Annotated in this window: 12 protein-coding genes; 2 read left to right on the top strand and 10 right to left on the bottom strand. The window is 50.7% G+C overall.

What is annotated here, in order from left to right:
* Positions 1-14 precede the first annotated feature (14 nt).
* The 6 genes from ACQ0MK_RS12005 to queC form a co-directional block, all read right to left on the bottom strand.
* Positions 15-344, bottom strand: a complete 330-nt coding sequence (locus tag ACQ0MK_RS12005) for a hypothetical protein (protein ID WP_430472803.1) — start codon at positions 342-344, stop codon at positions 15-17.
* 292 nt (positions 345-636) lie between these two features.
* A complete protein-coding gene (locus ACQ0MK_RS12000; protein ID WP_430472802.1) occupies positions 637-921 on the bottom strand; it encodes a hypothetical protein in 285 nt (94 codons plus the stop codon).
* A 115-nt stretch (positions 922-1036) separates the two neighbouring features.
* The gene (locus ACQ0MK_RS11995; RefSeq protein WP_430472801.1) at positions 1037-1192 is read right to left on the bottom strand and encodes a hypothetical protein; all 156 of its coding nucleotides are present in this window, start codon (positions 1190-1192) and stop codon (positions 1037-1039) included.
* A gap of 225 nt (positions 1193-1417) precedes the next feature.
* Positions 1418-2209, bottom strand: a complete 792-nt coding sequence (queE, locus tag ACQ0MK_RS11990; protein ID WP_430472800.1) for a 7-carboxy-7-deazaguanine synthase QueE — start codon at positions 2207-2209, stop codon at positions 1418-1420.
* On the bottom strand, positions 2206-2562 hold the full coding sequence (queD, locus tag ACQ0MK_RS11985; protein WP_350042068.1) for a 6-carboxytetrahydropterin synthase QueD: 357 nt from the start codon (positions 2560-2562) through the stop codon (positions 2206-2208). The genes queE and queD overlap by 4 nt, the downstream gene beginning before the upstream one ends.
* A 170-nt stretch (positions 2563-2732) precedes the next feature.
* Positions 2733-3485, bottom strand: a complete 753-nt coding sequence (gene queC, locus ACQ0MK_RS11980; RefSeq protein ID WP_430472799.1) for a 7-cyano-7-deazaguanine synthase QueC — start codon at positions 3483-3485, stop codon at positions 2733-2735.
* A gap of 408 nt (positions 3486-3893) precedes the next feature.
* Between queC and ACQ0MK_RS11975 the strand changes: the two genes are divergently transcribed.
* On the top strand, positions 3894-4274 hold the full coding sequence (locus ACQ0MK_RS11975) for a hypothetical protein (protein ID WP_430472798.1): 381 nt from the start codon (positions 3894-3896) through the stop codon (positions 4272-4274).
* A gap of 45 nt (positions 4275-4319) precedes the next feature.
* Here the strand turns inward: ACQ0MK_RS11975 and ACQ0MK_RS11970 are convergent, their stop codons facing one another.
* The 4 genes from ACQ0MK_RS11970 to ACQ0MK_RS11955 all read right to left on the bottom strand — a co-directional run bounded on the left by ACQ0MK_RS11970 (position 4320) and on the right by ACQ0MK_RS11955 (position 9941).
* The gene (locus tag ACQ0MK_RS11970) at positions 4320-5198 is read right to left on the bottom strand and encodes a class I SAM-dependent methyltransferase (protein ID WP_430472797.1); all 879 of its coding nucleotides are present in this window, start codon (positions 5196-5198) and stop codon (positions 4320-4322) included.
* Between the two features lie 123 nt (positions 5199-5321).
* Positions 5322-5693 (bottom strand): response regulator, encoded by a 372-nt coding sequence (locus tag ACQ0MK_RS11965; protein ID WP_430472796.1) that lies wholly within the window; start codon positions 5691-5693, stop codon positions 5322-5324.
* An 81-nt stretch (positions 5694-5774) separates the two neighbouring features.
* On the bottom strand, positions 5775-6680 hold the full coding sequence (locus ACQ0MK_RS11960; protein ID WP_430472795.1) for a GGDEF domain-containing response regulator: 906 nt from the start codon (positions 6678-6680) through the stop codon (positions 5775-5777).
* 9 nt (positions 6681-6689) lie between these two features.
* Complete coding sequence (locus ACQ0MK_RS11955) at positions 6690-9941, bottom strand: response regulator (RefSeq protein ID WP_430472794.1); 3252 nt, start codon at positions 9939-9941, stop codon at positions 6690-6692.
* 486 nt (positions 9942-10427) lie between these two features.
* Here ACQ0MK_RS11955 and ACQ0MK_RS11950 point away from each other — a divergent pair, with 486 nt between their 5' ends.
* Positions 10428-11939 carry a hypothetical protein gene (locus tag ACQ0MK_RS11950; protein ID WP_430472793.1) on the top strand — a complete coding sequence of 504 codons (1512 nt, stop codon included), beginning with the start codon at positions 10428-10430 and terminating at the stop codon, positions 11937-11939.
* The last annotated feature ends 57 nt before the right edge of the window (positions 11940-11996 follow it).

Raw genomic sequence — 11996 nt, 5'->3', positions numbered from 1 at the left:
ACGCACGGATCAACCTATGCTGCGTTATCCGCCGGCACGCCGCCAAACGATTTGATCATCTGGTTGCGCTCATCCTCGCGCAGTGGGTCGGAATCAAGTGCCAGTGCTGATTCAAGTACTTTTGGATCGACCAACAAGGTTGCCTTTCCTTCTGCTGTGTCTTTTTCAGACCAAAGATAAACGTGACATTCCAGCTTGATATAGCTTCGCGTTGCCGCATTCGGATCAAGCTTTTCAAGGGTGTCTACTTCATATTCGCCAGCCGGAAGCAAGCCGGCATGGTTGGGCAGATGGAACGGATGAAAGAACGTCACCGTGCGATGTGTTGTACGGGTAATGCTCATGATCATAGCTCCTTCGAGCATCCGAAAATGACGCTCAGTGGTGCGGATCTGGTTTTTATTTTGAATATGCACCTACCGGGCGATTTGTCTGGATCACGTGATCAGACATCATTCGGCAGTTACGGGGGCGCCTTTTCCCGTCGGACGTGCTCAAGACCGTTGGGGTAATGACTTCAAAGCGCCGTTCAACCATTTTTGCTATTCATGGTAGAAATGATGAACATCTTATATATGGTGTGGTTTTCGCAAAAACGCAAATCACTTCCCTTTGTAGGAGGCTGTAATGCGCAGTTCACTTAAGATTCTGGGGGTGTTTGGGATCGGCATCCTGTGCCAAGGCAAAATCAAGATCAATCGGCACGATGTTTAAAATCCGATCGACCATCATGCCGTTCAATTTGGCCTTAAGGTGCAAATCGGTTGCGACCCGGCGATAGGCGGTAAAGGACAGGCTTTCAATCATTTTTTCGGTGGTTTCAACCATATAGCTGCCCGCCGGAAAGAGGTCTTTGAACCCTTTCAGATGAAATGGGTGCGCGAAGGTCACGGTTTTCTGCGTCGTGCGGGCATCAGACATGAGGGTAAGTCTTTCAAATGCCGGGATGAATTGTCTTCGGTGCTGCTGGGTGTTTCTCGGCATGTTGCAATGGTCGGGCGGAGGGGCATGCCCCTCCGTTCGCCGTTCCAGAAGATCAGTCGTTCGCCCCTTGATGCGGGGCCGGTTTGACGGCAGCAGCAGATGCATCAGGGGTCGGTTCGGCAGATTTGCCCGGCCCAACCGCAGCGGGATTGGCTTCTGGCTTCTTGACCGAATTCGCATGGCTCGTCGAGAAATTGCGAAATGACATGATATGTAACTTTCCAATGGGCGGCGAACATACGCCTGCTGTTGGATAAGTGGTTGTTTTCGGGGCAATAGCAACAGCCCGGCGGCAGGCGTTTGCGGCCCAAAACCCTGATCCCCATGAAAAGGATCAGCTATTTGGTATAAAATATATTTTTTGGCTGTCTAAGAGAGTTCAGTTACTTGAAGGCTGAGGCTTGACCCTAAGTCCTAACTTTAAGTCCTGATCTTAAACCCCGCGCAGATTGCCCCAGACATGGACATGCCATTGCGGCAACACCCGGACATCAAACCATTTGTGCTTTGTGACTTCATCCACCAGCCAGCGATAGCGACGGGTCAGGCCATCAAGATCAACCCCGTCCATGCCATCAGGATGCGGTTCGGCCGGGGTGGTATTGACCGGTTGCAGACAGACCGGAATGCCGGGATGAAGTTTGCGGACGTGATCGGCAAAACTAAGGTCGGCTTCATCGCGCACCGGGAATTTTAGCGTGATTTCCGGGCCGCTCAGCACACCGTCGGGCTGTGCGGCACGGATGCAGGCAGCAAGATCATCGGCATTGAAATCGGTTGATGAGCTGGGCGGCTTTGGGCTGATGGTCAGAAAATCCAGATCGGCAAACCAGTCTTTGGCGATGCTGCCCTGGGTTTCAATTGCGAAACGAAACCCATCTTTCTTGCCAAGTTCAATCAGCTTGCCAAGCGGCTGGATCGCGGGGTTCCCGCCCGAAAGCGTGATCAGGATCGGCGCACCATCAGAAAGCTTTTTGACCGCATCTAAAACATCCGCTGTGCTCATGGGGTTCCAATCGGCGCGAAAGGCCGAATCAACCGCATAAAGGGTGTCACACCACGAACAACGGAAATCACATCCGCCCGTGCGCACAAACACGGTCGGCACCCCAATCAGTGCCCCTTCGCCCTGAACGGTGGGGCCGAAAATCTCGGAAATGCGGATTTTATCACCGGATGCGGCGTTGTCAGAAGATGCCGCCAATTTCGCGTTTTCGCGCGTCATGGACGATATTCCGCCCATGTTTTCGGGGTTTCTGAAACACGCACAGCTGATACTTCCGGCCAGCGTTCATGGGCCCATTCAAAGAAAAACAACGCAAGTTGCTCGGCGGTCGGGTGATCATGGGCCAGAACGTCATTCAAATGGCGATGATCAAATTCATCATCAATCATGCGTTTCAGCGGTCCAAGTTCGCGGTAATCGCGGACAAAACCACGGGCATCAAGGGTGGCACCTTTAAGCTCCACCTCGACGATATAATTATGTCCATGCAGGCGCGAACAGGGGTGATCGGCATCAAGCCCGGCCAACTGATGGCTGGCGGAAAAGGCGAATTGTTTGGTGATGGTAAACATCAGATGTTCTTTCGGTCAATTTGTAGTCCCTTGCCGCCAGCGACACACGCAGCGCAAAGTCCCCAAGGTTCCCGCCTGTGCGGGGATGACGGTGCTACTCACATCGTTTCACAGCCATGCCATGTCCGCGCAGGCGGACCTCCATGGTGCGATCATGAATTGTATGAGGATTATTTCGCCGCGTTATCGGACGCGTCTACGCTTATGCTGCTGGCGAATTTACGGGCGACATGCTCGGCATGGGCCTGTTTCCAGTAATCGCGGTCCTCATACACCGTCGGGTCTTTGACCCGGGCGAGTTCAAGGGCTTCGCGCCGCTCAACACAGGTGCCACAGCGGCCGCAATGGGTTTCATGACCCTTATAGCATGACCATGTCCGGGCAACAGGCACGCCAAGACGGCCTGCCTCGGCGGCAATGTCGGCCTTGGATGCATTGACGAACGGGGTATAAAGCGAAACGTCCTTTACCCCGTCAAGCGCGTGGTTTTGCATCGCGCCAAACGCCTTGATGAAATCCGGACGGCAGTCGGGATAGATGAAATGATCGCCGCCATGAACGGCGGCGGCAACTGCATCGACACCGGCACTGGCCGCCGCGCCAAAGGCAACGGCAAGCATGATGGCATTGCGGTTTGGCACCACGGTGATGCGCATGGTTTCCTGCGCATAATGGCCATCGGGCACATCGATCTCATCGCTGGTCAGTGACGACCCGCCCAGCAATGCGCCAACAGATGTCAGATCAACAATGTGATGTTTGACACCAAGATCATCCGCAGCCTGTGCGGCGAAATCAAGTTCCTTTTTATGGCGCTGGCCATAATCGAACGAAATCAGGGAGTGTAATTTATGCTCATGCGCGACCTTATAGGCCAGCGTGACAGAATCCAGTCCGCCAGAGCAGACGACAATCGTCTTCATAACTCAGTATCTTTCGTGTTTTTAACCTGGTGCTACGACAGGGGAAGGAACATCCTTCCAAGGCGGGCGGTTTGCCACGGGCTTTGGCAAAAGACAAGGAAAATTAAAGCAACCCCACCATGCATCGGGCGGCAGGTTTCCTTGGATTTCGATGAAATCAATTGTCAGATGCCAGGCTGTTTAACCGCGTGTTCCGCTAAGTACGTGAAAACAAATCGGAACCTGAAAATGGCCGTCTTCGATATAGGGTGAAAGTGTTTCAAACATCGCAGCGTTAATCTCGTCGTGCCCATTACTGATAAGTGAGGTTTACAGTGAATGGGCAGTGCCTTTGAAAAAGGTACTGTATGTTTGCGGTGCCCTGCTTTAATTTTCTTTTGGGTCTGATGTCGTGCTGAAAGAGATAAAATGTCAGAAAAAAATGAATTCGTAGAAGCTATTACTGATCCAAAAGAAGGAGGTAAGAATATCAAATTGATATTCGATCATATTAGGAACTATGCAATCGCAAGTTCTGTAATGTTGGCAGGTGCATATACGCTGAAAAATGGCTCAGCATCGATAGGTCTTCCATATATAGGCTGGATTACCGGCAGCATGTTGGTTCTCTCCGGATTTTTACTATACGCATTTAATTTTATAGTTGTTGTAAGATTGCTTGCAGGAAAAAAATTCTCTGGAAATCGGTTTATATCTTTCAGCATTTACTTATTGTTCGCGCTGTGCCTGTGCTTTGCAGCAGGAGATTTTACATTTGCAATTTTGTTACAGGCGCTAAAAAATATTTAGTTTCTGTGTTTCGTTGAAGATGAAACGTTGAGAGAGTTTTTAGCGCTACTTAATTCCGCTAAGTACGTGAAAACAAATCGGAACCTGAAAATGGCCGTCTTCGACATAGGGGGAAAGTGTTTCAAACATCGCGGCATTAATCGATCCCATCGCCATATCCGATGCATTGCGCAGGACATTGCCAAACAGCATATCCATTTGCGGCTTCCAGAACGCCGCGGTTTCGGGGATACGCCCGGCGGGGCTGTGGGTTGTGGCGGCGATGCCGGTAAATCCGGCTGTTTCCATTCGGTCAATCGATTGATCGATATTGCCAAAGCAAAACGGATCAAGCCCGGCCTTATCAAACCCGATGCCAAGGATATTGCCCAATACCGCATCCATGGCGGCAAATAACGGGTTATCGACCAGCGGTGCCCAGACCATAAAGGCCGCGCGACCGCCCGACCGCAAGACCCGGTGGCTCTCAACCAGGGCGCGGTCAGGATCATGGCAAAACATCACGCCAAACCGGCAAGACACGACATCAAAGGACTGATCGTCAAACGGAAGCTTTTCCATGTCTGCGGGAATGACCGAGACATTGGGAATGCCTTCTTCCTCGGCGCGTTCGGCCAATCCTTCGCACATTTCCGGGACAATGTCCGATGCTGTCACATGCCCGACAATGCCGGGTGTGTTAGCGCTAACATCGCGGTCGCCTGACAGCGCGCGGGCGAATGAAAAGGCCGGTTCACCGACCCCGGATGCCAGATCAAGCACAGCAAGTGGCGCATTGTTCCGTGCAATCGACAGGGCGTTAAGGTCAACCGCTTCAATCATATGACGATTGATTTTTTCCGCTGCCGGGGCAAGCCGGTCCGCCCAATTAATCCAGTCCGAAGAAAGGTTGTGCCAGGTCGTAATTGTTTTATTCCAGTGCAAACAAGATCGTTCTGAACAGTTTCAAATTTACTGTTTGGGGAGCGGAACACCCCGCGATCAATTTGAGAAATCAGGGCGATGGGATATGCTGTCGCGCCATTGAACAATGGTGCCTTGATTAAATCAGGTTGCAAGCAATTTGGTCAAGGCCGTGGAAAAAACCCGAACATCAACCGGCTTTTTCAGATAAAAATCAAAACCAGCCTTGTTGATCAGATCAATAGTTTCAGAGTTCTCGGCATAGCTTAAGGCAATCGCAGGCACGGAAGAACTTTCCGAGCGGATATCTTGCAAGAAGTCGACGCCGGTTTTGCTGCCTTCGAGAAAATAATCCGAAACAATCAGGTCAAAGGATATGTTGCGCCAGGCCTTAAAAGCGTCATCATAGTTGCTTGCAATTGAAACGTTGTAGCCGTTGTTGCGGATAACTGTTCCAAGCAGAGTCTGAGTTAGAACCTCATCCTCAATCAGCAAAACATTCAATTTTTCCAACATGGTTCTCGCCATACCTGTTTGTGTGACAACTCGGTAACCATTGCGGTTTTCAGAGAATGTTTCAATCGCATTCGACAGTTTTCAGAGAACATATCTGACCACGTTATTGCGCCCTTTGAGTTTCGCTTGATACAGGGCCTGATCTGCTTGCTCAATCAAAGTTTCGTAATTGTCGTCTTCGGGGATGGAACCTGCGACACCAGCGCTTAATGTAATGCGTCCAAACGGGCTGTCAGGGTGTGGAAGATTTTCTTTATAAAGCTTGGAAATCAAGGTTTCAGTCATTGATTGCGCCCATTCAAGCGGTGCGCCGGGCAATAGTATGACAAATTCTTCGCCGCCATAACGGGCAACAAGATCATTTCCCCGATTGATCGAGGATGACAGCAATTGCGCAACAGACCGCAAGCGATCGTCTCCGGCCTGATGGCCCAGTGAATCGTTGAGTTTTTTAAAGTGGTCAATATCGAAAAAGACTAACGAAAGAATGGATTTTTGCCGACGGGCTGTTGCCCATTCCCGGCGTAATACCGATTCAAATTCTGTGCGATTATTGATGCCTGTGAGACCGTCAATACGTGACAGTAATTTAAGCTGGTCGGTTCGCTGTTTTAAAGCTAAATGCGTTTTAACCCGTGCCTGGACCACCGGAACACTGACAGGTTTGCGAATGAAATCAACCGCGCCATAGCTAAGTGCGCGGGTTTCGGCATCTATTTCTGTGCGTCCGGTTACAAAAATGACCTGAACACCGTCATGTTCAACCTGAGAGCTGATTTTCTTGCAGACATCGTACCCACTTTGATCTGGCAAAGTGGCATCAAGCAAAATGACGTCAAAGTCATGTTGACTGATCATGGCCAATGCGTCACTGCCCGATGTTGCAAACATCAATGTTGAATAATGCGCAAGAGCAGACGCCAACACCCTAATCACAATAGGGTCGTCATCAACAATCAAGATACGACCGGTTTCAGGGGCCTTCATGGTTTTGGGTTACTCCGGTTTCTCGGACAGGGCGTTTAAACCATCGGCGAAATCAAGTTTTCCGACATGGGCTTTGACCTCTTCGAACCGAACGGAACCAAGTCTGTTGCCAAGTGTTTCGGCATGTTCTTCAATCAAACGCAATGCGACAAGGTTGTTTGTTTCAAGGGCTGATCGAAGTTCTTCAAGTGCATCGTCTGGTGTCGCATCATCCTCAGCCTCAGCCCGATTTGCATTCTTGGCATTGATATCTTCGCCACCAAGTTCGAGCAATGCTGCCCGAATTTCGGCCTTCAGTTCCAGCATAAGGTCCGTGATCTGGTCTTCATTTTTGAGCTGGGAATGTTTTTCAAGAGTCCCACAAACAGATTGAAGCGCATTTGCCCCAATGGATGCGCTGGCACCTTTCAGGCTGTGGGCGCGCTTTTCAAGTTCTTCCCAGTCCTGCTTTTGATAATCATCAGAAAAGTCTTCGAAGATGTTTTGATACAAGGCAATAAAATGCTTGGAAAGCGTTTCAAAGAGTTCTTCATTGCCGCCGAGCATTTCCAAGGCATGTGCGCGATTGATGACCAGCCCTCTGCTTGTTTGCGGAATGTCTGTGGCATCGGATGCATTCGGGATTTGGTCCGCCGTTTCGGTGGCAGATGTAAGCGTCGGAGCCGTGCGGGTTGGTTTCACTGCGGGGGTTATGGCATCTATATTTCGAGCACGCGCCGTTGCGTCAATCTTTGACAAGACAAGGCGCACCATATCATCCGGGCGGAATGGCTTGCTGAGGAAACCATTCATACCCGCTGTGAAGCATTTCTCGCGATCGGTATCAAATACTCCGGCGGTCAGGGCAATGATCGGAAGCTTTTTGTTGCCCAAGGTGTTGCGGATTTCGGTTGTTGCTGTGATGCCGTCCATGACGGGCATCTGCAAATCCATCAGCACGACGTCAAAATTGTTGGCATCGTCTTGGACCTTGTTGACAGCAACCTGGCCATTCTCGGCGAGGGTGACGGATGCGCCTTCCATTTCCAAAATGTGGATCGCAACATCCTGATTGATATAGTTATCTTCAACCAACAGAATGTTAAGGCCACTAAGCTGGCATGGTTCGCCATCCGGTTTCATATTTTCCGGGACCAGTGAATGTTCTGCATTTTTGCTGGTTGGCGTTGCCTGTGCTGAAATCACGGCATTGAACAGCGATGATTCGGTGACCGGTTTAAGAACAATGCCATCAACATTTTCAATGGATGAATGGCGCAACAATTGGTCTTTGTCAGCAGCCGTGACCATGACAACGATGGGCATTTCTTTTGACGGAAGGCGGTTACGCATCTGTTCGCTGGTGGCGACACCATCCAGACCCGGCATTTTCCAATCCATAAGAATAAGATCGAAGATCAGGCCTTCTTTGTAACTTTCTTCAACAATGCGCAAAGCTTCTTCACCGGACTCAGCAACAGTTGTGTCCCAGCCAAGGTTTCTTGCGGTGTTGTTAATAACTTCGCGGGCGAGCGTATTATCATCCACAACAAGAACGCGCATTGTCTGCTTGGTGATGGATGCAGAAACCTGGCCTTTCTGAGGTAACTCGAATGGCAGGGTGAAGGTAAATGTTGTGCCTTCGCCTATGGCGCTTTTGACAGAGATTTCTCCGCCCATGATGTCAATCAGGCGTTTGCAAATCGAAAGGCCAAGCCCGGTGCCGCCGAACTTGCGGGTTATGGATGTATCGGCCTGCAAGAACGGTTTGAACAGATTGTCGACCTGTTCCGGGGACATGCCGATGCCGCTGTCACGGGTCTGAAATTCCAGTTCGATCTTGTTGTCGTTTTTGCGCGTCATATCGACAGAAACAAGAACTTCGCCGCGTTCGGTAAACTTGATGGCATTCCCGGTGATATTGATCAAAAGCTGTTGTAGGCGGAACGGATCACCAATCAGGTGCTTGGGAACGCTTTCGCCAACCGAAATCAGAACTTCGATGTCTTTACCTGTCGAATTGACGGACAGGATGGTCGACAGGGAGTCCATAATTTCGTGGGTTGAGAAGATGGTATTCTCGATATTGACTTTACCAGCTTCGATCTTGGAATAGGTCAGAATATCGTCGATGATACCAAGCAGAAACTTGCCGGAATCAGAAATTTTACGGACATATTCTTTTTGCTCTGGCGTGAGCTTGGTATAGCCCAAAAGATGCAACAGGCCAATAATTGCATTCATCGGCGTTCTGATTTCGTGGCTCATATTGGCCAGAAAATCAGTTTTCACCTTGGCAAGTTCGTTGACCTTGATCGACTCTTCTTTGATCTTTTCGTTCAGGTGGGAAAGCTGCTGAATGTATTTCCGCTGGGCTGCATCATACCGATAGAAAATCAGACAGCAGATAGAGGCCAGACCAAACAGGCCAATCGATGCAAAAAGTGCCGCTGCTTCAAACAGCTTCCAGCCCTGCAGCGCGACATTTTCCGGGCGGGTTAAAATGATCCCCAATGTCTTGTCAGCAATGGTTCGGGCCGATGCAATGACAGTGCCTTGTTGGCTGGATTCTATGTTCCGTGTGACGGTTTTTTCGATGTTCAGGGCGTTGGTCAGAAGGGAATGATACGCGCCATCTGTACCGATTTCATCGGCATTGAACGGAATTTCACCAACCGTTTTATTTTCGGCGTTCACCAACACCAACCGGTCATCCGGAAGCATGATGCGGCCAAGCGGTTCCATTACCGCCGAAGGTGTGATGACAGCGCCAATCACACCGGTTAATTCACCGTTCGCGTCATGAATTGGGACGGAAAACAGGATTTGCCACTGATTATCAATTCTGTTGAGGACCGGACCACCAAAATACCATGCGCGATTACCCCCATCGAGGAAATAGGCGACATTTTCGCTGTCTTTGAGATTGATTTCCGGTGGCGTTGGGCCACGTGAAGAGATCACCAGTTTCCCGGTACGGTCGACAACGCCAGTAACACGCGCCATTTCAAGGCTTTCGGTAGCCTGTTTTAGCAGGATGTATCCTTCGCGGGCGGAATATTCCCCCGTGCCAATTTTATCGGCCAGACCTTGTAGGACTGTGATCGACAACAGTATCCGTTGTTCCAACTGGTCGGCATAGCCCAGCAACGTGGCATTTACTTGTGACGAGGCTTGCTGTGACGCTGTGTCATGAAGTGTGCTTCTGACATAGACGTTAAACGCCGTCAGGATCGCAGCGACAGATACCAGTATGACAAAGATTAGCTTTAGTCTGCGCATTTTACGGGGCTCGTTTCGACTGGGCGTGTGTGGTTTGATAGCGATGAACGAGTGGACGACCATATACTTTTGATCAGGATAATATACCAAAGGATAGGTATCGCAAAGGCGTTTTTACACTTTTAACCTGTGGCAGGAAAAGTCGTTCAGCAGAATATCAGCTTTCTACCCTAATATTATGGGGAAACAGTAAAGCTTTACGTTGGCAGCATCAAGGTATGATGGGGCGATATGACGAAGTTTACAGACTTGCAGTCCTGTCGGGATTGGTGGGTAATCTTTGTGGTTGCGCAAATGGCTGTTATGGCGATTTACACAACCGGAAGTATAGGATGGTTGAGGCGTTTGGTTTAACAGAATGCTGATATTCTACTTTTGACAATTTTGTGTCACACCATCATGGCCCAGCAGGCTTGGAAACTTCATGCACTCACACGCATTGATGCTGCCCGTCGATAGAATATGGATCGATAAGGCAGGTGTGTGATGGCCTATGAAAGTGAACAACGCTTCAGGATTGAAAATGTTTTGGGCAATGCTGTTTTAGTTGGCTTGGCCTGTGCGCTTTATCTTGGCTTTGTCGTCACCCTGTTTGCCGGATTTACCGCCGATATTCAGCGCGATCTCCTTAGCCGGGAACTTGGTGCATCCTCACCGGGAAGTCTGGAACGGATGGTTTTAGAAGGCCACCATGAAGCCGAATTGCGCCAAGACCTGCGTGATTTACGCTTTCGCATTCGAGAGATCGATACCCACGCCCTTGATGCCGCCCGGCGGGGATTTACGCTTCGCAAGGACGCGATTGCCGCATGGTGGGCGGCGTTCGACAGCTATTCCAGATTTGGCCGCACGGTTGTCGATAACAAGGCCGCGTTTGAGGCCGGTTTTACCAAGGATTTCTTACAGGCCCTAAATGCCGCCTATCTGTTTGTATCAAGCATGGAAATGCCCGTTTCGGTTGGCGATGATATGGAGCTTCCCTTTGGCAACGGGGCATCTGATGGTGCCGAGAACCCGGGTGTTGGTGGCAATACTGCGCCAAAGCAGGGCACCAAACCAATCGTCAGGCTCGATGTGCCGGTCAGCGAAGGTGATGTCGATGAACAAACCCGAACCGAAGGCATCCGGATCATGGCGCGGTTACATGGCTTGATGGAAAACCCGGAATTTGCCCCGACGGTCGCGCCGGATTTCACACAAACGGTCGAAGCCCAGCTTGATGATATTCGCGCAACCATGATGAATTTTGACGAGAAAAGCACACGCGCACAAATCGAATGGGCCAATATCCGCACCGAACAAAAACAGGCCACCCAGTTGCGCAGCAGCCTTCAGGCGGAACTGAATGACATTAATAATGACATCGAACGGCTTGTCGGTGATGGCGAACGGGATTCTTTGTCGCTGGTGTCGATGTTTGAACACCCCGTAGGGCGGGTGATGTCTTATCTGATCCAGTTGCCAACCATCATGCTGACCTTGCTGGTCACGGTCGCGGCCGGGGGGCTTGGCGCGGTGGTGGCCTTTACCCGACAGAATTTCAAAACCCCATCCGGTCTCCCCGTACCTCAAGAACGCATATCGGGTGACGGGAATGACCCGCCGGGCCATCAGGCCGCCGATCAGACGGGGCAGGCAGATCAGGCGGATCAGACAAACCGGCAAAAAGACCGCAAAGACAACAACGCAAACGATGGGGCGAGAGGGCGCGCCGATGCCAGTTGGCTATCCGCCGCACGGCTGTTGATCATGACCGGCGAGGGGATCGCGGCCGCCATGGCCATATTCCTGTTTTCCGAAGCCGGGATGTTGATGCTGACCCAAGGCGGGGCGGATGGCTCCGGCCAGGTCGATATCAGCCCGTATCTGGTGACCTTCATGGCGTTTGTGTCGGGCTTCATGGCCGAAGACGCCTTTAACCGCATCCAGCTTGCGGGGAAGAAGCTGTTTCGGGTTACTGATGATCATGATCCCGGTGGGGGGCTTGGGCGTGGGTGACCGCGTTTTAGGAAAATTAATTTAGCGATTCTCTGAGTAAGAGGAAACAGGACCGAC

Origin of the sequence: Thalassospira lucentensis, from assembly GCF_050516545.1 — a bacterium.
In the GTDB taxonomy this organism is placed as follows: Bacteria; Pseudomonadota; Alphaproteobacteria; order Rhodospirillales; family Thalassospiraceae; genus Thalassospira; species Thalassospira lucentensis_C.
This window is presented reverse-complemented; position numbering and strand designations above follow the sequence as displayed.

Coding starts and splice junctions, on each gene's coding strand:
- ACQ0MK_RS12005 (WP_430472803.1), bottom strand. CDS start 344: ATGAGCATTACCCGTACAACACATCGCACGGTGACGTTCTTTCATCCG.
- ACQ0MK_RS12000 (WP_430472802.1), bottom strand. CDS start 921: ATGTCTGATGCCCGCACGACGCAGAAAACCGTGACCTTCGCGCACCCA.
- ACQ0MK_RS11995 (WP_430472801.1), bottom strand. CDS start 1,192: ATGTCATTTCGCAATTTCTCGACGAGCCATGCGAATTCGGTCAAGAAG.
- queE (WP_430472800.1), bottom strand. CDS start 2,209: ATGACGCGCGAAAACGCGAAATTGGCGGCATCTTCTGACAACGCCGCA.
- queD (WP_350042068.1), bottom strand. CDS start 2,562: ATGTTTACCATCACCAAACAATTCGCCTTTTCCGCCAGCCATCAGTTG.
- queC (WP_430472799.1), bottom strand. CDS start 3,485: ATGAAGACGATTGTCGTCTGCTCTGGCGGACTGGATTCTGTCACGCTG.
- ACQ0MK_RS11975 (WP_430472798.1), top strand. CDS start 3,894: ATGTCAGAAAAAAATGAATTCGTAGAAGCTATTACTGATCCAAAAGAA.
- ACQ0MK_RS11965 (WP_430472796.1), bottom strand. CDS start 5,693: ATGTTGGAAAAATTGAATGTTTTGCTGATTGAGGATGAGGTTCTAACT.
- ACQ0MK_RS11960 (WP_430472795.1), bottom strand. CDS start 6,680: ATGAAGGCCCCTGAAACCGGTCGTATCTTGATTGTTGATGACGACCCT.
- ACQ0MK_RS11955 (WP_430472794.1), bottom strand. CDS start 9,941: ATGCGCAGACTAAAGCTAATCTTTGTCATACTGGTATCTGTCGCTGCG.
- ACQ0MK_RS11950 (WP_430472793.1), top strand. CDS start 10,428: ATGGCCTATGAAAGTGAACAACGCTTCAGGATTGAAAATGTTTTGGGC.